Raw genomic sequence first — 20,012 nt, 5'->3', positions numbered from 1 at the left:
AAAACCCCTTCCGGCCTGGCGACGGAAGGGGGTGAGAGAGAAGCGCCACAAGCGGCCCTTCGGTAGCGGAGCACTCGTCCGAGCCTTGGATCGAGCTTGCCCTTATTGGAAAACGGGCCGGGTGCGGCCGCTCATCGAAGCGGCCGCGCCCGGCAGGAGCCGATCAAGGCTTGGCTTCGGCCTTCGCAGTCGAGGCCTTGGCCAGATCGGCCTTGAGGTCGTGCGCGCGCTTGATCACGTACTGGTGAATCGCATCGACTTGTTCGGCCGACAAGGTGCCGGTGAACGACGGCATGCCCTTGGCCGCGTAAGCACCCGCGACGATGCCGTTGAACAGCGAATGCTTCTCGGGCGTCAGGTAGCGCAGGTCGGGCAGCACCGAGCCGGCGATCGCGGAGATACCGTGGCAGACGCCGCAATGGCCGTTGTAGAGATCGCGGCCTTGCGCCACTTCGCTTTCGCTACCCGTGAGCTCGGGCGGCTCGGGAAGGTTCGCGGCCACCGGCTGCAACGCCGGCAGCGAGGCCGTGCCGCCGATCTTGTAGGTCAGCACGCGGGCGCTCGCGCGCACCTTCGCGGGCTCCGACAGGCCGCCGAGCACCAGCGGGAAGGCGCCGCCCCAGCCGGCTGCGACCGTCACGTACTGCTCGCCGTTGATCTCGTAGGTCATCGGAGCCGCCATCACGCCGGTGTTGGCCGGCGTTTCCCAGAGCTTTTCGCCCTTGTCGGCCGAGTAGGCGACGAAGCGGCCATCGGCCGTGCCCTGGAACACCAGGCCGCCCGCGGTGCTCAGCGTGCCGCCGTTCCAGACGGTGACGTGGTCCTGCCGCCAGACTTCCTTGCGCGCGATCGGATCCCAGGCGATCAGATGGCCCTTGTGCAGCGCGGCGATGCCGGCGAGCTCTTCGGGGTTTTCGGGCAGGGCCAGCGGCTGCGAGCCCATGTGCCAGGTGCCTTTTCCGCTGAAGGTCTGCTTGGGGTCGGGCACGTAGGCGCCGAGGGCTTCCTGCATCGGAATGTAGACGTAGCCGGTCTGCGGGTTGAACGACATCGGCTGCCAGTTGTGCGCTCCGAGCGGGCCGGGCGAGATGACCTGCATCTTGCCGCTCCAGTCGGCGACCTCGGATTCGACCGGGCGTCCGGTCGCCATGTCGACGTGCGTGGCCCAGTTGGCCGGCGCGTACTTGTCGGCCGACAGCAGCTTGCCGGTGGCGCGATCGAGCACGTAGAAGAAGCCGTTCTTCGGCGCCTGCATGAGCACCTTGCGCTTCTCGCCGCCGATCGTCAGGTCGGCCAGCATGATGTGCTGCGTCGCGGTGTAGTCCCAGCTGTCGCCCGGCGTGGTCTGGTAGTGCCAGACGTATTCGCCGCTGTCGGGCTTGAGCGCGACGATCGACGACAGGAACAGGTTGTCGCCGCCGCCCGGGCTGCGCACCTGGCGGTTCCAGGTCGAGCCGTTGCCGGTGCCGATGTAGAGCAGATCGAGATCGGGGTCGTAGGCCATCGCGTCCCAGACCGTGCCACCGCCACCGAACTTCCAGTAGGTGTCGCCGCTCCAGGTCTTGCGCGCCATCTCCATCGCCTTGTCTTCGGCCGGCTGGGACGGATCGCCCGGCACGGTGAAGAAGCGCCACAGCAGCTTGCCGCTGTCCGCATCGTAGGCGCCGACGTAGCCGCGCACGCCGAGCTCGGCGCCACCGTTGCCGATGATGACCTTGCCCTTCACCACGCGCGGTGCGCCGGTGACCGTGTAGCTGCGTTCGTGATCGATGACGGTGTCGGTTTCCCAGACCTTCTGCCCGGTCTTGGAATCGAGCGCGATCAGGCGGCCGTCGTAGGCACCGACGAAGACCTTGCCCTTCCACACCGCGACGCCGCGATTGGCGACGTCGCAGCAGCCGTCGCGATCCTTGTCGCGCGGCACCTGCGGATCGAACTTCCACAGCTCCTTGCCGGTGACCGGATCGAGCGCGCTGACGATCGAGAACGCGCCGGTCACGTACATCACGCCGTCGACCACCACCGGCGTGGCTTCGGTGGCGCGATCGACGTCGAGCTTGTAGCTCCAGGCCAGGCCCAGGCCGTTGACGTTGGCGGTGCTGATTTTCTTGAGCGGGCTGAAGCGCTGCTCGTCGTAGGTGCGGCCGTAGCTCATCCACGAGCCGGGCTCGCTGTCGGCCGCGGTCAGGCGCGCGGCGTCGACACTGGCGGCGGCGCTGGCCTTGGATTCGGCCGGGCTGCCGGCGTCGCTTTGCTTCTTGCCGTTGCAGGCCGTGAGCGCGATGCCGAGCGCCATCATGCCCAGGAGATGCGTTTTCATCGTATGGACCTCATCTGCAGGGAAACGCCGGCGAGCCGAGCGCGCCGACGGTTTCGTGTCGGTATTGTCGAAAAGACTGCGGGGTACGAGCTCGATGGGCGATTTCGCTATCGCGCTCGAGCGAACTGCTGCTTGAGCCACTCGCCGGCTTCTTTCATCACGCGGCCGCTGATGTCGAAGGCCGGGAAGAAATACAGAAAGCCGTGGATCGCACCGTCGTAGCGCGAGTGATCGACCTTCACGCCGGCTTTCTTCAGCGCATCCGCATAGGCATCGCCTTCGTCGCGCAGCGGATCGAACTCGGCGGTGATGACCAGCGCCGGAGGAAGCCCCGACAGATCCTCGGCCCGGCTCAGGTTGAAGCGCGGGTTCTGGCTGTCGTGCGCGGGGCCGAGGTAGTCGCGGGTGAACCAGACCATGTCGCGCTGCGTGAGCAGATAGCCTTCGGCGTTGGCGATCATCGAGGCGCTCGGCGTGCCGACGTAGCCGGCGACCGGATAGACCAGCAACTGGGCGCAGAGCCGCCCCGGCAAGGTCTTGCGCGCCTCGATCGCGGTGACCGCCGCGAGATTGCCGCCGGCGCTGTCGCCGCCGATGGCGATGCGCTGCGGATCGCCGCCGATTTCCTCGCAATGCTCGATCAGCCAGCGCAGCGCGAAGCCGCAATCGTCGACCGCGGCCGGGAAGGGATGCTCGGGCGCCAGCCGATAGTCCACCGAGACGACGATGCAGCCGACCGCGCCGCAGAGTTCGCGGCAGATCCCATCGTAGGAGTCGAGATCGCCGATGACCCAGCCGCCGCCGTGGATGAACAGCAGGACCGGAAACGGCCCGGTTCCGTTCGGCGTGTAGATGCGGGCCGAAACGCGATCGGCCGCCAGCACGCGATCTTCGGTTCCGGCGATCGACTGCGTCGATGGAAACGACGCGAGCAGCTGCTTGAAGCCGGCGCGCGCGGTATCGACGGGCAGGGTGTTGAATTCCGGCACTCCGGCGGCCGCCAGATCGCCCAGAAACTTCTGGAGTTGCGGGTCCAAAGGCATGGTTTTCTCCTCGGTTGGTTCTTGGTTTTGTTGTTTCGATCGAGCGGGGGAAGCCGCCGGAACGCCGCACGAACATGCGACGCTCGGCGGCTTCCCCGCTGCGAGCGAGTGCTTCTACGGCAGTAGCGCCAGATCGCGGACGACGGCAGCGGCTACATCACGTAGGTCGACTTCAGCTGCCAGTAGCCGCTCAGCGCTTCGGGCCCGAGTTCGCGGCCGAGGCCGCTGGCCTTCACGCCGCCGAACGGCGAGCCCACCGACGGCGCATAGCCGTTGATGCCGATGGTGCCGGTCTGGATGCGCGAGGCGACGTTCAGTGCGCGCGCTTCGTCGCGGCTCCAGACCGTGCCGCCGAGACCGAAGGCGCTGTCGTTGGAGATGCGAACGGCCTCGGCTTCGTCGCCGTACGGAATCACGGCCAGCACCGGTCCGAAGATTTCCTCCTGGGCGATGACGGCCTTGTTGTCGACGTCGGCGAACACCGTGGGCTCGACGAACCAGCCGCGGCTGGTGTGCTTGGGCCTGCCGCCGCCGGTGACCAGGCGCGCTTCGCTGCGGCCCTTGGCGATGTACTGCTCGACGCGATCGCGATGCGCCGACGAGGCCATCGGCCCGATCTGCGTTTCGGCGTCGAGCGCCTCGCCGACCTTCAGCTGCGCGGCGACGCTCGCGACCGCGTCGACCACTTCCGCATAGCGGCTGCGCGGCGCGAGGATGCGCGTGCTCGCGAAGCAGGTCTGGCCGTTGTTGAGGAACGAGGCCATCGGCAGGTTCTGCGCGAGCTGGCCGAGATCGGCGTCTTCGAGCACCACGGCTGCGGACTTGCCGCCGAGTTCGAGCGTGACCGGGCGCAGCAGCTGGCCGCATTCGCGCGCGATGATGCGTCCCGCCGCGGTCGAGCCGGTAAACGCCACCTTGTCGACGCCCGGATGCGAGACCAGATAGGCGCCGACATCGCGATCGGCCGCGACCCAGTTGATCACGCCGGGCGGCAGCTTCGCTTCGATCGCCGCCTCCGCGAGGATGTAGCTGTCGAGCACGGTGCCCGGCGAGGGCTTGATGACGATGGTGCAGCCGGCCGCGAGCGCGGGCGCGATCTTGGTCATCGCCAGCGTCACCGGGTAATTCCACGGCACCACGGCGGCGATCACGCCGATCGGGACGCGATCGACCAGGGTCTGCTTGCCCATCTGCGAGGCGCGCGTCTCGCGCGTCTCCTGCTGCTCGGCCAGGCCGGCGTAATACTCGATCAGCGACAGCGCGACGTCGCCTTCGAAAAAGCTGCTGAGCCAGGCCGGCATGCCGTTCTGGCGCGACACGCTCTGCGCGAGCTCGGGTTTGCGGCGCTGCAGGGCCTCGCCGAAGCGCCGCAGCGCGGCCGTGCGCTCGGTCACCGGAACATCGCGCCAGCCGCTGCCGTCGAACGCCGCGCGCGCCGCCGCGACCGCGCGGTCGATGTCGGCCTTCTGTCCTTCGGGAACCGTGCCGATGACCTCTTCGGTCGATGGATTGACCAGCGTGAAAACCTGGTTCGATGAAGGCTCCACCCAACTGCCACCGATGAAAAAGCGGGAGGTGTGATTGATGCTGGTCATGCGGTTCTCCTGTCGTTATGTACTCGGCGCACAAATTGAAACGTCCAACTTCCAAGCAGCTGCGTGCCGGCTCGATGAAGCCAAGCCTGCTGCGTCATCGAGGCGGCCCACCGGGTGGCCCGGAGACAACCGATATCCGGCACCACCGTCGAAACGTCGATGCCGCCCGATACCGGCGGCGGCACGGCGAACGCGAATCCGCGAGCTACGTTAGGAGGCGCCCAGGAGGCCAGCCACTACCCGAAGCGGGTAGCAGGACGGTGCGGCGGCCGCAGGTACGCTGCGGGGCGGGGCCGGCAGGGCCACGAGCGCGCCGCAGGGGGCGGCAGCCGGCCACGGAATTCCGGGCGGCAGCCCTGGAGCCCAGCGCTTGCGGGCTCCCGATTCCGGGTCCGCGGGCGCCGGCTCGTGCTCAGTCCGACCGGATGCCGGAAATCACCGCGAAGGCTTCCGATCGGCGATTGATGCCGAGCTTTCCGAAGATCTTCTTGAGGTGGAACTTCACGGTGTTCTCGGAAATGCTGGTGGCGTCCGCGATCTCCCGGTTCGACATGCGCTGGCGCAGGCACTCGATGATCTCGCGCTCCCGCTCACTGAATGCGGCGAGGTCCGGCGCGACGTTCGAGACCGCGAGCCCGGCGGACGGGCCTCCGCCCTGGATCCGGGCCAGGGCATCGGTCGCGAAGCGACGGATCGCGGTGTCGCCGATCGCCTGGGTCGAGGCCAGAAAGCCCTCCAGCAAATGCCGGATCGACTTGCCTTCGTCGATCACCATGCGCATATAGCCGCATTCGTGCGCCATCTTGAGCGCCGTCGAGAACTGGCGCGCGGCCGGCATCGCCAGGCCGCGTGCTTCGAGCAGCAGGGCCTTGCCGAAGCCCAGCTGCGTGCTGATGAACATCGACTCCGAATGCAGCTCGTGCAGGCGTGCGATCTCGGCCGCGGCCTCCTCGAAGCGCTTGGTGCGGATGGCTTGCCGGATGTATCCGAGCTGGGGGTCCATGGCGAGCTCGCCGCAGGGCATCCAGTGGTCGGCGATGCCGAAGCGATGCTGCGGCCCGTCGCTGAGCACGCCGTGCTTCGGAGCCGCCGAACCGGTGGCGCCGAACAGACGCTCGCGCCGGATCAGCGATGCGATGCGCGGCCAGCGACCCTGAACGCACAGGACCTCGGCTTCGGATAGCAAGGTGTGCGCTTCCGCATCACGATGCAGTGCGCGCAGGCAGCGCGCCGCCGACAGCACGCCGACGGCGAAGAAATCCGGAATCGCGCACTTGAGCAGCATTTCGCGATATTCGGACAGCACCAGCTGCACGGTGTCCAAGTCGTCGGTGACGTAGAGCGCCCAGATGTAGCAAGCCGCCAGCGGAGCCGTCGCGAACGGCATGTCGAGTGCGCGGCGCTGCGATGCGAGCGAGTTGCGCAACAGATCGAGCGCGGCCTGGGTCTGGCCGTGCATCAGCAAGGTCACGCCCTTGACGCAGTCGGTGTAGCCGGAGGTGAACGAGGCATTGGCGAGCTTGTTGAAGGTTCGCGCCGCGGTGATGCGGACTTCGGATTGCTTGAAGTCTCCGATCACCAGTTGCCGGTAGGCATCGAGATTGGCCGCCGCGGCGAGCTCGAAGTTGTTGAAGCGGTCGCTGGCCCCGCTCAGAGACGAGACTTTCTCGACGCTCGAGAATGCCTTGGCCATGTCGTCGGTGCAGACGGCGGCGATCGCGACCACCGGCAGATCCTGCAGCGAGTCGCTGTCCGCATACCAGTCGGATGGATCGTCGGAGCCCATCAGCGAGAACAGCTTGTTGCGCTGGTTCAGGAACATCAGCGCCCAGGCCATGCGCCGCTTGAGCAGCGGACGCCGAATGACTTCGGCCTGCGGAATGCAATCGAGCCAGCGCTCGGCGATCGTCATTTCGCCGTCGGAAACCAGCCTTTCGGACCAGGTTTCGAAGATGTCGGCTGCAAGCGAGTAATCCGAGGCAGCGACCGCGTGGTGCATCGCGTCCTCGAACAGTCCGTTCTGGTAGAACCAGTCCGAGGCCTGGCGATGCAGCGAGCGGAACTTGGCGTGATGCTGGTTGAGCAATTGCTCGCGCAGATGCGTCGCGAGCAGGGTGTGATAGCGAAACCAGACGTGATGATCGTCGAGCGGGCTCACGAACAGCCCCAGCTTCTCGAGCCGCAGCAGCTGCTGCATCGAATCCGACCGTCCGGTCAGCGCGTTGCAGACCTGCGCGCCGAGGCGATTGAGGATGCAGGTGCGTTCGAGAAAGCGCATCGTGTCGGGCGACAGGCCCTCGAGCACACATTCGGTCAGATAGTCCGCGAGTTCGCGCGGACGGTACTGATCGATCCGGCGCAGCGCATCGGACGGCAGCCGGCGCGACAGTCCCAGGCGGAACAGCTGGATCGCTGCGGGCCATCCTTCGGTGCAGCGATGCACGGCTTCGAGATCGCCGTCCTGCATCGACAGGATGCCTGCCGACGAGAAGAAGCGCTGCACTTCGTCCAGCGAGAACGAAAGGTCGGCGGCGTGCAGGACCAGTACCCGGTTGGCGACGGTCAGCCGTGGAATGCCGATGTCGGGCAGCGTCCTGCTGGCGATGAAGACGCGAACATGCGCCGGCAGCTTGAGCAGGAAATCGCGCCAGAACGACAGGATCGCGCGATTCGACAGCACTTCGAACTCATCGACGAACAAGGTGATCGGGCTCTTGTCGCCGTCGAGCTTTTCGACGAACCAGTCGCTGCGCTCCTGATGCCGCGAGGCGGCGGCACCGGCCTCCAGGTGGCCGAGTGCGACCTGGCCGCGGGCATCGAAGATCTGCGCGAGCAATTTCTGCAGATGCGTGGCATGCCGTGTCGAGTCGTTGTCCGATTCGTCCAGGCTGAGCCAGCCGCAACGGATGCCGCGCGATGTGCTCTCGCTGCGGATTTGTTGCAGTGCGGTGGATTTGCCGTGCCCGGCAGGCGCCTGCAGGACCACGATCGGCTCGAACGCGGCATCGAACACGCGGCTCAAAATGTCTTCGCGCAGGATGCGCTGACTCATCATCGCAGGCACCAGCGAGGTGTAGCGGCCCGTATAGGGGCCCGAAGTTCCGCCCGAGGGTTCATTTGGCAAACCGCTCGAAGGATCGTGCGATGCTGGGGCCGCAAGGCGGCTGAGCTTGTTCATCGACCGCATACCCGTAGTTTTAATGTTTTCTCCTGGTACGGACCATATCGCAGTGGGGCCGGGTGAAGCCCTACCCGAAGCGGGTAGTAGTGGCTGGCTAGGCCCCTCAATAGTGTTCGCCGACCAATGTCACCGTTAAGTGGGAAGGCCATGGCCGACGATCTGAACAACACCCCCCCCCGCGCAGACTTCGATGTCGTGATCGTGGGAGCCGGCTGGTCCGGCATGTACATGCTCCATCAATGCCGCCAGCTCGGGCTCTCGGCGCACATCCTCGAAGCCGGGCCGTCCGTGGGCGGAACCTGGTACTGGAACCGCTACCCGGGCCTGCGTTGCGACGTCGAGAGCGTGCAGTACTCGTTCTCGTTCGATGCTGCCCTGCAGCAGGAATGGACCTGGACCGAACGCTACGCGACCCAGCCCGAGATTCTCGAATACGCCAACCACGTCGCGCAGCGCTTCGATCTGCTGCGGGACATCTCCTTCGATTCGAAAGTCTCGGCCGCGCGCTTCGACGACCGGGCCGGCATCTGGAACATCGAGACCCGGCAGGGACGCAAGGTCTCCGGGCGTTTCGTGGTGATGGCGACCGGGTGCCTCACGGTGCCCAAGGACGTGATCATTCCGGGCATGGGCGATTTCAAGGGCGAGGTCTACCACACCGCGCGCTGGCCGAAGACGCCGGTCGATTTCAGCGGCAAGCGCGTCGGCGTGATCGGCACCGGCTCGTCGGGCATCCAGGCGATTCCGCTCATCGCCGAACAGGCCGAGCATCTCTACGTGTTCCAGCGCACGCCGAGCTACAGCCTGCCGGCGAAGAACCGCGAACTCACGCCCGACTACGTGGCCGAGGTGAAGCGCAATTACGAAACGCTGCGCAACGAGGCGCGTGCGCATCTGGTCGGCATTCCGGCGCCGACGTATGCCGCCTCGGTGTTCGACGTCAGCGACGAAGAGCGGCGCGAAATCTACGCCTCCAAGTACGACAACGGCCTGCCGTTCGCGCTGATGGTGTCGTTCGGCGATCTGCTGATGGACGAGAAGGCCAACAAGACGGCACAGGAGTATCTGGCCGAGCGCATTCGCGAGAAGGTCGAGGATCCGGAGATCGCCGAGCAGCTGATCCCGAAGGAACAGTTCGTCGGCACGCGCCGTCTGTGCCTCGACACCAATTACTACGAAACCTTCAACCGTCCCAACGTGACGCTGAAGAACATCGCCAAGAAGCCGATCGATCAGATCACCGAGACCGGTGTCCGCATGGGCGACGAACTCGTCGAAGTCGATTGCCTGGTCTTTGCGACCGGCTACGACGCCATGACCGGTCCGCTGCTGGCTTTCGAGATCGAAGGCAAGGGCGGCATCAAGCTCAAGGACGCCTGGGCCGAAGGCCCGAAGTCCCTGCTCGGGCTGATGGTGAGCGGTTTCCCGAACCTGTTCACGATCACCGGCCCGGGCAGCCCGTCGGTGCTCAGCAACATGTTCTGTTCGATCGAACAGCACGTGGAATGGGTCAGCCGCCTGCTCGGTCATCTGCAACAGCAGAAACTGACGCGCGTCGAGGCGAAGCCGGAAGCCCAGGAAAACTGGGTCGCGCACGTCAACGAGGTCGCCAATTCGACCCTGTTCCCGCGCGGGAACACCTGGTACATGGGCGCGAACGTGCCCGGAAAGCCGCGCGTCTTCATGCCGTATCTGGGCGTGGGTCCGTATCGCCAGATCTGCGATGAAGTCGAGAAGGACGGCTACCGGGGTTTTGCGATTTCGTGAGTGTCGTTCGTCGTGACGATGAATCGATCCGCTACCCGTTTCGTGTAGTTGTTGGGTAGCGAACGAAGATCGATAGTCGATTTATAACAATTGCCGCGTCGGTCGTAAGGGATGCGGAAGCGAATGCGATGAGAGAGACCAAGCCATCATGAACCTTGCGATAAGTCGGTAGCGCCGGAACACGATGTGTCACCGGATCGCATCAAGGTGCGACCGGTGACGATCGGCCAGCAGCGCCTGTCGATCAGGCCAGGCGCCGACCCGCAGACCGCATCGGTCTAACGAATATCAGTGCTGAATGCGTACGGCAGTGAACGCGCCGCGAGGAGGCGTTTGCCTGCACGTCACGCAGTAAACGAGGAAAGCCATGTACTCCCTGCGTCAACGTCTCGCGATGTGGATCATTGGTCACCAGAAGACCAGCTGGGCGGTGTTCATCGTGATCACCGCGTTCTTTGCGGTGGGGCTGAGGAATGTCGAGCTCAAGACGATCTTCTCGGACCTGCTGCCGAAGGACGATCCGTTCGTGCAGGTGTTCAAGGATCACCCGAACTTCGGCAACCCGCTGACCGTCACCCTGATGGTCAAGCGCAAGAACGGCGACATCTTCAATGCCGAGACCCTGAACAAGGTCTGGCAGATGACGCGCGACATCGACCTGGCGCCGGGCGTCGACCACGACCAGATCCTGTCGATCGCGACCGAGAAGGCGCGCTATGCCGAGGCGACGCCCTACGGTATCGACATGCGGCCGCTGATGGGTGATTCGGTGCCCAAGACGCAGGAAGACATCGATGCCTTCCGCAACAACCTCGACAAATCGCCGAACGCGCGCACCTTCCTGGTCTCGCAGGACCAGAGCAGCACGCTGATCAACGCCACCTTCATCGAATCGCGGCTCGACTACGGCGAAGCGTTCCAGTACGTGCAGAACCTCGTTAACAAGAACCGCGACGCCGACCACGACATCTACCTGGCGGGCCAGCCGGCGCTGACAGGCTGGGTCTACGAATACGAAAGCCAGATGATCGGCATCTTCGCGGTCACGCTGAGCCTGCTCGTGATCGCATTGACGCTGTACATGCGCAACGTGGTCGGCGTGGTGACGCCGATCGTGACGAGCCTGGTGGCGGCGGTGTGGGGTTTCGGATTCGTCGGCTGGCTCAAGTCGCCGATCGAACCGCTGCTGATGATCGTGCCGCTGCTGCTGGTGGCGCGCAGCTTTTCCCACTGCGTGCAGTTCACCGAGCGGTACTACGAAATCTACGCGCACGTGCGCGACAAGCAGAAGGCAGCCGAGATCACCATGGGCGTGATGATGGCGCCGTCGGTGCTCGGCATCTTCACCGACATCGTCGGCATCTTCCTGATCGCGCTGGCGCCGATTCCGGCGATGGAGCGCTTCGCGCTGTTCTGCGGCTTCTGGGCGATCTGGCTGATCCCGACCGGCGTGGTGCTGATCTCGCTGCTGCTGGCGGCGCTGCCGGCACCGAAGAATATCGAGAAGCTGGTGGGTGCCGAAGCGGCGCAGACGCCGTTCAACCGCGGGTTCAAGAAGCTGCTCGAATCGATCGCCAACGTCACCTACGGCAAGCGCGGCAAGGTCACCGCGGTGATCGTGGCGGTGTGCGGAGCGGCGGCGATCATCACCGGCCTGCAGATCAAGATCGGCAACCCGGTGGAGGGCAGCAACCTGCTCTGGGACGATTCGGAATACAACGAAGCGGTGCGCCAGATCAACGGCAATTTCCCGGGTGTGAACACACTGGAGATCGTGCTCGAAGCCAAGGACCAGCGAAACCCGGATCGCGTCGGCCGCCAGGCCGAGACGATCATGACGATGCTGCAGCTGCAGAACATCATGGAGAACGGCGGCGAGCCGCCGCGCGCGACGCTGTCGTTCGCGGATTATTTGATGGAAGGCAACCGCCTGTTCTCGGGCGGCAACCCGAAGTGGCTGCCGCTGGACCCGACCAATGAAATGGTCGGAGCGGCCTCGATCGCGGTGATGCTCGGCTCGAGCCCGAAAGCGTTCTCGCACGTCATCAACTTCGACATCCAGAACGGCACCGTCTCGCTCTGGTACAAGGACAACAAGCAGGAGACGGTCGATTCGGCGCTCGCCGCAGCCAAGAAAGCGGTCGAAACCGTCGGCGCCGATCACGACGCGTTCACGGTGCGCCTGGGCACCGGCACCATCGCGCTGCAGCAGGCGATGAACGACGTGGTCGAGCGCTACCACTGGGTCATCATCGGCCTGCTGAATTTCACGATCCTGCTGGGCTGCAGCTACGCATACAAATCGATCGTGGCCGGCCTGATCCTGCTGGTGCCGGTGAACCTGTCGAACTTCGTGCTGCTGTCCTCGATGCATTTGATGGGCATCGGCCTGGACATCAACTCGCTGATGGTGGCGTCGATCGGCGTCGGCGTGGGCATCGACTACGGCATCTACCTGCTGAGCCGCATCTGCGAGGAGTATCACGCGCAGGGCCGCGACATCGGACGCGCGAACACGGCGGCGCTGAGCACGACGGGCAAGGCGATCATGTTCACGGCGTCGATCATGCTGCTGGGGATCACGCCCTGGTACTTCCTGTCGGACCTGAAGTTTTTGGCCGACATGGGCCTGCTGCTCGACCTGCTGATGCTGATCAACATGGTGCTGGCGCTGGTGGTGCTGCCGCTGCTGGTCTGGCTGATCAATCCGCGCTTCCTGCGACGCGAAGACCTGCTGGTAGGCGAAGGCGTCGATCTGTCGCAGTACACGGCCAGCCATGGCGCAGGTCACGGTAATTCGTTGGCCGGCGCAACCTGAAGTCCTACTCGTTTCAATCAACCATGAAAGCGGCAGGGCGAGTCGCTACGGCGATGGGCTATCCGCACCAGAGGAGATGACCGATGCATATCCGCAAGTTCGATTTCAATTACAGCCGCCGCATGTTCCTCGAGAAGACCATGATGGGAGCTGCGACGGCCGGCGTACTCGCGCCGATGTGGCCGGAGCTGGCGCACTCGGCCGATGTGTCGAAGGCCTATCCGGACGAGCTGCTGTCGATCGAGATGTACACCAAGGGCAAGATCAAGCCCGGTGACGTGCTGACGGCCGACAACGTCGACGCGGTGAAGGATCTGCTCGATCCGGTCACCTACAAGCAGGTCAAGACGATGAGCCGGCGCATCAACATCGTCGAATCGACTCGCGATGTCACCAAGCTCTATCCGGCCTCCTATCTTGAAACCACGCTGAAGAACAAAGGCAAGGCCAAGTTCGGACCGGACGGCAACGTCTACAACGCCGACGGCAAGCCGTGGATCGGCGGCAGCCCGTTCCCGGATGCCAAGGAAGCCAACGAATTCACCGCGAACCTCACGCTGAGCTGGGGCCGCCACGACTATTCGCAGTACGCGGTGCGCGACTGGGACATCGGTCCCGACGGTGAAGTCTCCTACCAGTACGACTTCGTCTGGGCCGAGCTCAATGCGACCGCGCGCGTCGACGGCACGACCTGGAACAACCGTGCCGACCTGCTGCGCCTGCAGTCGGTCTGGTTCACCTCGCCGAACGACGTGAAGGGCAGCTCGTTCCTGAACACCTGGTACTATGACCAGCGCAAGTTCCCGGACCTGATCGGCTATCTGCCTGCGTTCAAGCGCGTGCGCCAGTTCCCGACCAACCAGCGCTTCGAGCCGCTGGTGCCGGGCATCACGCTGTTCCTGTCGGACGCCTGGGCGGCCGGCGACCCGATGCAGACCTGGGGCAACTACAAGATCGTCGGTCGTGGCCCAATGCTCGGTGCCATCGGCAACAAGAACTTCATGGGCGGCTCGCATCCGAACTACGAGCGTCCGGTGCATGGCGGCCCGAAGGGCAAGAGCTTCCACGATACCTACATGGAGCTGATCCCCGAGTGCGTGATCATCGAAGCCGAGCCGACGGGTTATCCGCGTGCGCCGGTGGGCAAGAAGCGCACCTGCATCGACGTGCGCAACGGCATGTACGTGTCTTACGTGACCTATGACCGTCGCGGCGAAATCTGGAAGTCGTTCGAGCCGGCTTACGCGCAGTACAGCAACGACAAGCTGACGATCAAGGATGTCGACGGCAAGCCGGCGTGGTCGTGGGTGGCGGTGATCTGCCACGACGTGCAGTCGAACCGTTTGTCGCGCTTCGTGCAGGCCAAGGAAGTGACCGGCGGCTACAAGTCGACGTACAGCGAAGGCGGCATCGACGTCTACAACAAGTACCTGACGCCGCAGGCCATCGGCCGACTCGGCGCGTAAGGAATGGAGATGCCTTCTCCCGCCGGGAGAAGGTGTCGACAGGGCGGATGAGGGACTCGCAGGGATAGCGAAGTCTGGCTATCGCGGCGAGTCCTTCATCCCCGCCTTCTCCCGCAGGAGAGGGACAAAAATGCAGTGCAAATGCAGTGCAGGAGAGAATTCGTGAGCGTCATCGAACGCGGCGTGCGCGCCGCTTGCATCACGCTGGGCATCGCCGGACTGATGTCCGCCGCCTACGCCAATACACCCGCCGCCACGCCGCCGACGGGCGCTGCGCCGGTTGCGAACACACCGGCACCGGCAAGCTCATCGAACAACCCGGTCGTGCTGCAGGGCACGGCGCATCAGGCGCTGTTCAGCGTCGCCTTCGACGGTGATCGTGGCGTCGCGGTCGGCGCGATGGGCGAACTGCTCGAATCGAGCGATGGCGGCAAGAGCTGGAAGGCGACGGCCAAGGGCATCACGCCGCTGTCGCTGCTCGGCGTCGGCCTGCAGGGGGCGCATCGCATCGCGGTGGGCCAGCAGGGCCTGATCCTGCGCAGCGAAGGCGACGCCGCCTGGAGCAAAGTTGAAAGCGGCAGCGAGCAGCGCCTGCTCGCGGTCAGCGTCAACCAAGCGGGGCTGGCGGCCAGCGTCGGCTCGTTCGGCGCGATCCTGGTTTCGGAGAACGGCGGTGCGAGCTGGCAGCCGGTCGTGGTCGATTGGACGCGCTATCTCGAAGAGCCGGTCGACCCGCATCTCTACGACGTCGCGGTCAGCGACGGCGGCGTCATCACCATCGCGGGCGAATACGGGCTGATTTTGCGCTCGGCCGATCATGGCAAGACCTGGGTGTCCGTGCATCGCGGCGAAGCCTCGATCTTCGACATCGCGATGCGGCCCGACGGCGTCGGCTACGCGGTCGGACAGAACGGCCTGGTCATGACCTCGTCGGATGGCGGCAACACCTGGCGCGATCTGCCGACGGGCTCCGAAGCCGTGCTGCTGGGTGTGTGGTCCGCGCCGGATGGCCGCGTGATCGTCGCCGGCATGCGCGAAACCCTGGAGAGCAGAGATGCCGGTGCGACCTGGAAGCGTCGCACCGACGGTGACTTCGGCACCGCCTGGTATTCGAGTATTGCCGCACCGGCGAGTGGTGGCGTGGTGCTGGTCGGGCATACGGGGCGAATTATCAGGATCGATAGCTAGATCAGTTTCGAGCGGTTCATAAAAAAGACAATTGGAGGGAGTCGAATAATGATTGGAAAAAAGCTCAAAAGAAGCGTCTACAAAATCTTGGGTGGAGTGGGGATCGCGGCTCTTCTGGGAGTGGCGGCACCTGCGTATTCGCAGGCCGTCGAAGAGATGCCGGCCGCAGCCGATAGCGCGAGCGCCGGCGGCGGTTTCGATTCAAGCAGCGACGCCTCCTCCCCCGAAATCGAAGGCGGCGGCTGGTTCAGCGGCGTCGGCTTCTCGTTCAGCGGCTTCTCGCGCATCGAAACCGCGATCCGCATGACCGGTGAAGAGAACCCGTTCAACCAGCGCGGCAACCTGTTCAACGGTGTGCCGACGGCGCGCTGCGGCGGCGTACCGCCGACACCGGTCTGCATCTCGCCCGACGTGGCGACGCGCAACGGCCAGAAGGCCAACAACCAGTTCAACCTGCAGCAGTTCCGCACGCACCTCGATTTCCAGGCCACCTTCAACGAAAACTGGTCCGCCCGCGCACTCGTGCGCGGCATCTACGAACTCGGTGAGTACGACAACTTCAGCCGCGATGCAGTCGGCAGCAACGCCGACGGCTACCTGTACGGCAAGCCGAACTTCTTCGAGTACGACAACTACCGCAAGGGCGGCTGCCAGAACCGGCTCGAAGTCTGCGGCCGCAACTACATGGTCGACCTGCCGAACTTCACGGTCGACTACCAGAACGGACCGCTGCTGATCCGCGCCGGCAACCAGCAGATCGCCTGGGGCCAGGCGCTGTTCTTCCGCGTGCTCGACGTACCCAACGGCCTCGACCTGCGTCGCCACCTGTTCCTCGACTACACGCCCGAGGAATACGCCGACGAACGCATTTCCTCGCCGGCCATCCGCGCCTCGTACCAGATCAACAACGAGTGGGAAGCGGACAGCTACGTGCAGATGTTCCAGCCGACGATCTACTCGAACCCGAACACGCCATACAACGTGATCGCCTCGCAGTTCACGGTCCATGACCGCTTCAACCAGGTCGACGACAAGCTCAACTACGGCCTGCGCCTGCGCGGCAGCGTCGCCAACGTGGGCCTGCAGTTCGTCTACGCCAACCGCCTGAATCCGGACGGCGTGTTCCGCTGGACCGAATCGGGCGTCAATCGCGGCCTGCCGGGCGCGCTGCCGAACGTCGTTCCGGGGCTCACCGACACGGTGTCGCAGCTGCTGGGCCTGGCGCTCGACCCGATCGGCGGCGGCATTCCGCTCACCGGCGCGATCCTGGCGCGCACGCCGTTCGAAGTCGATCCGACGGGCGTGGTCTCGGCGACCGAATGGTTCACCTACGCCGGCATGGCGCGGCTGTCGGCCGTCGAAGGGCTCAATGCCTCGATCACCGATTTCCCGGCCACCGCCCTGCTGCTGGCCAACCCGGTCGACTCCAACGAAGCGGCGATGCGCGAACTCGACCTGTTCTTCCAGCTCTCGGGCGGCCTGCGCGGCCACATCGAGCGGCAGTACAAGCGCGAGAACAACATCGGCTTCGGTACCAGTTACGTGATCGAAGCCGAACCGGGCTCGCTGCTCGATCAGCTGATCGTCAACTTCGAAGCGATGTACACGCCGGACCGCACGTTCACCGCACCGTCGCTGGGTGCCGGCTACGACGAGCGCGAAGAATGGGTGACGGCCCTGGTGATGGAGAAGTACCACCGCTTCTCCGACGCGTTCCCGGCGACGTACATGGTGTTCCAGTGGGAACACCGCACCGAGAGCGATCTGTACGGACGCCTGCTCGACGGCATGAACGGCGATTCGCGCAATACCGCGGGCGGCATCGGCGGCAAGTGGAACGGCTGGGATGGCCTGGTGTTCGCGTTCCAGCAGCCGTTCCCGAACCTGGTCTATCGCGTCGACGCCGCGGTGCTGTACGACACGCGCGGCGGCCTGCTGGCACAGCTGGGCCTGCGCTGGAAGCCGAGCGGCCCGCTGTCGGCCGAGGTGTACTACACCTACCTCAACGGCGGCCTCGGCGGAAACGACAACGACAACATCATCTCGACGATCGACTATGCCGACGAACTCGGCATCCGCCTGGGTTATCAGTTCTGATGAGGGACTGATGCCGAGGTGAGGTCATACGTCGCAGTCTCCAGGTTTCTCCTCTGATGTCGTTTTGGCTCCTGCCGGCATGGCTCCTCCAGCTTGCCGGCAGCTTTTTTTGTCTGGCCGGTCGTTAGGACGGGGCCTTGCTCGATCCGCGGTCGTTCGAGGGGAGGGTCGCGGACAGCCGATCGCGCCACGCAGCAGGCAGTGCGCGGAGCGATCGGAGCGGTAGTGGATGAAGGACCGGCGCAGCGCTTGCGCCGGTCCTTTTATTGCCTGGGCACTAAGCGCCCAGGCCGTTGCCTCGATCGGAGAAGCGCTCGCGCAGTTCACGCTTGAGGATCTTGCCACTCGCGTTCTTCGGCAGTGCTTCGATCACTTCGACGAGCTTGGGCGCCTTGTAGCCGGCCATGCGTTCGCGGCAGAACTGCAGCACCTCTTCGGCGCTGACGCTGTGGCCCGGACGCGGCACGACGACCGCCATCACCGCTTCGATCCAGCGCGGATGCGGCACGCCGAAGACGGCCACTTCGGAAACGCTCGCGTGCGTGAAGATCATTTCTTCGACTTCGCGGCTCGCCACGTTCTCGCCGCCGGTCTTGATCATGTCCTTCTTGCGATCGACGACGCTCAGGTAGCCTTCTTCGTCCATCACGCCGAGATCGCCGCTGTGGAACCAGCCGTTGCGGAAAGCCTCCGCGGTTTTCTCGGGGTTCTTCCAATAACCGAGCGTGACGTGCGGCCCGCGATGCACGATCTCGCCGATCACGCCGACGGGCACCGGACGATCCTCATCGTCGACGACGCAGGTCTCGACGTTGATCGCGGGACGGCCGGCCGAGCCGAGCTTGCGCATCTGGTCCTCGGGCTTGAGGATCGTGGCGACCGGCGACATTTCGGTCTGTCCGTAGAAGTTGAACAGGCGGATTCCGGGCAGGCGTGCGCTGAGTTCCTTGATGACTTCCACCGGCATGATCGAGGCACCGTAGTAGCCCTTCTTCAGCGAGGACAGATCGGTCTTGCCGAAATCGGGATGACGCAGCAGCGCAATCCACACGGTTGGCGGGCAGAACAGCTTGGTGACGCGCTCGGCCTGGATCGTGCGCAGCAGGCTGCCGGCTTCGGGTGCCGGCAGCACGATGCTGGTGGCCCCGAGGTAGAGATCGGGCGTCAGGAAGCAGTCGAGCTGCGCGCAGTGATACAGCGGCAGCGAATGCACTTCGATATCGTCGCTGCTCATCTCGCCATCGACGATGCAGCTGGTGTAGTGCGAGTAGAGGCAGCGGGCCGACAGCAGGGCACCCTTGGGGCGCGATTCGGTGCCGCTGGTGTAGAGCATCTGCACGGGCTCGTCGTCGCCGACCTCGACATCGGGCGCGGTGGCGTTACGGTGCTCCATCCAGTCCTGAACGCACTCCCAGCCGCTGGGCGTGGTCTGGCTCTTTTCGCGAATCGCGCCCTTGAGCTTCAGCTCGAGCCTGGCTTCGGCGATCGCCGCATCGGCGGTGGCGGCCAGCGCATCCTCGACGATCAGGCCGCTCGCTTCCGCGTTGTCGAGGATGTAGGCGACCTCGCTGGCGTTGAGCATGAAATTGATCGGCACCATCACCGCGCCGAGGCGCGCGAGCGCGAAGCGGATCACGACGAAGGCGTGGTTGTTGTGCGACAGCAGGGCGATGTGATCGCCCTTGCGCACTCCGCGATCGGCCAGCGAATTCGCGGTCCGGTTCACGACCTCGTCGAGTTCGGAGAAGGTCTGGCGAAGGCCGCCGTAGACGATGGCCGTCTTCTTCGGTGAGCGAGCCGCGCTACGCCAGAGCAGATCGCCGAGGCGATGGCGGCGGGCGCTGTTGAGCAGGCTTTGGGTGTTGGGCGAGGTGTTCATCGGCTGTCCTTGATCGTCCGTTTCGCGAGCGTTGCGGCCCGGTAGGGCCGTTCGTCCAGGAGTCGTCGGGTGCGGAATGCTCGCTGCGAGCGCAAGCCGAGCGACGATGGCATGAGCTGATCTGGGCCAGCCTGATTGCCTTCTCCTGGGCTGCACACTACCCGAGATCGACCGACGGAGGCGCTACCCGAAATGGGTAGCGCCGGGCGCCGGTGTGCGCGCCTGCGCGACGCCGGGTTCAAAGTGCCCGCAGCACCCGTTTCAGCGATTGCAGGTCGCGGCGAACCAGCTCCGCGTCACGCTCGAACATGGCGTCGTCCATGTCCGGCTGGCGCAGCAGCGTGAACAGCACCTCGGTGCCGTCACCGTTGCGAACCATGCGCAGCGGAATGTCGATCGGCGGCTTTCCGTGCAGGCAGACGCGATGGTCCAGCACGCCGTAGGCGTTGGGTGCGGAGAACTCGACCTTCGCGGGCCCTTCGGGAGTATCGGCGACCCAGCCGTCGCCGCTGCGATGCAGGCTCGCGGCCAGTCCGGCCGCCCAGGCCGTGAAGTGTTCGGGTTTCTGGGCATAGCCGTAGGCGCGATCGAACGGAACGTCGATGCTGATGCTCAGGTGCAGCGCGGCGAGCGTAGGCATGGGGCTCTCCAGGTGTCG

At 64.9% G+C, this 20,012-nt stretch carries 11 protein-coding genes; 5 read left to right on the top strand and 6 right to left on the bottom strand.

From position 1 onward, the window contains the following. Nucleotides 1-163: 163 nt before the first annotated feature. The 4 genes from WQQ_RS04925 to WQQ_RS04910 form a co-directional block, all read right to left on the bottom strand. Nucleotides 164-2,320, bottom strand: a complete 2,157-nt coding sequence (locus WQQ_RS04925) for a PQQ-dependent dehydrogenase, methanol/ethanol family (protein ID WP_007183969.1) — start codon at nucleotides 2,318-2,320, stop codon at nucleotides 164-166. 107 nt (nucleotides 2,321-2,427) lie between these two features. Next, nucleotides 2,428-3,363, bottom strand: a complete 936-nt coding sequence (gene lipP1 / locus WQQ_RS04920; RefSeq protein WP_007183968.1) for a LipP1 family hormone-sensitive lipase — start codon at nucleotides 3,361-3,363, stop codon at nucleotides 2,428-2,430. Nucleotides 3,364-3,515: 152 nt separating this feature from the next. Further along, nucleotides 3,516-4,958 carry an aldehyde dehydrogenase gene (locus WQQ_RS04915; protein WP_007183967.1) on the bottom strand — a complete coding sequence of 481 codons (1,443 nt, stop codon included), beginning with the start codon at nucleotides 4,956-4,958 and terminating at the stop codon, nucleotides 3,516-3,518. Between the two features lie 412 nt (nucleotides 4,959-5,370). Then, nucleotides 5,371-8,010 (bottom strand): winged helix-turn-helix domain-containing protein, encoded by a 2,640-nt coding sequence (locus WQQ_RS04910; protein ID WP_237715011.1) that lies wholly within the window; start codon nucleotides 8,008-8,010, stop codon nucleotides 5,371-5,373. A 276-nt stretch (nucleotides 8,011-8,286) separates the two neighbouring features. Between WQQ_RS04910 and WQQ_RS04905 the strand changes: the two genes are divergently transcribed. The 5 genes from WQQ_RS04905 to WQQ_RS04885 all read left to right on the top strand — a co-directional run bounded on the left by WQQ_RS04905 (nucleotide 8,287) and on the right by WQQ_RS04885 (nucleotide 17,475). Then, nucleotides 8,287-9,906, top strand: coding sequence for a flavin-containing monooxygenase (locus tag WQQ_RS04905; protein WP_007183965.1), 1,620 nt, complete (start codon nucleotides 8,287-8,289; stop codon nucleotides 9,904-9,906). A gap of 367 nt (nucleotides 9,907-10,273) precedes the next feature. Then, nucleotides 10,274-12,724: an efflux RND transporter permease subunit gene (locus WQQ_RS04900; RefSeq protein WP_007183782.1), complete on the top strand. Its 2,451-nt coding sequence runs from the start codon at nucleotides 10,274-10,276 to the stop codon at nucleotides 12,722-12,724. An 83-nt stretch (nucleotides 12,725-12,807) separates the two neighbouring features. Next, nucleotides 12,808-14,190: a DUF1329 domain-containing protein gene (locus WQQ_RS04895; protein WP_007183963.1), complete on the top strand. Its 1,383-nt coding sequence runs from the start codon at nucleotides 12,808-12,810 to the stop codon at nucleotides 14,188-14,190. Nucleotides 14,191-14,352: 162 nt separating this feature from the next. Beyond that, on the top strand, nucleotides 14,353-15,378 hold the full coding sequence (locus tag WQQ_RS04890) for a WD40/YVTN/BNR-like repeat-containing protein (RefSeq protein ID WP_007183962.1): 1,026 nt from the start codon (nucleotides 14,353-14,355) through the stop codon (nucleotides 15,376-15,378). Between the two features lie 48 nt (nucleotides 15,379-15,426). After that, the gene (locus WQQ_RS04885; RefSeq protein ID WP_007183961.1) at nucleotides 15,427-17,475 is read left to right on the top strand and encodes a DUF1302 family protein; all 2,049 of its coding nucleotides are present in this window, start codon (nucleotides 15,427-15,429) and stop codon (nucleotides 17,473-17,475) included. Between the two features lie 277 nt (nucleotides 17,476-17,752). Here WQQ_RS04885 and WQQ_RS04880 read toward each other — a convergent pair whose 3' ends face one another. Together WQQ_RS04880 and WQQ_RS04875 are read right to left on the bottom strand one after the other, a co-directional pair. After that, entirely contained in the window at nucleotides 17,753-19,354 is a 1,602-nt protein-coding gene (locus WQQ_RS04880) for an acyl-CoA synthetase (protein WP_007183960.1), read from the bottom strand. Between the two features lie 238 nt (nucleotides 19,355-19,592). Then, entirely contained in the window at nucleotides 19,593-19,994 is a 402-nt protein-coding gene (locus tag WQQ_RS04875) for a hypothetical protein (protein ID WP_007183959.1), read from the bottom strand. Nucleotides 19,995-20,012: the final 18 nt, after the last annotated feature.

Source organism: Hydrocarboniphaga effusa AP103 (assembly GCF_000271305.1).
Classification (GTDB): domain Bacteria; phylum Pseudomonadota; class Gammaproteobacteria; order Nevskiales; family Nevskiaceae; genus Hydrocarboniphaga; species Hydrocarboniphaga effusa.
This window is presented reverse-complemented; position numbering and strand designations above follow the sequence as displayed.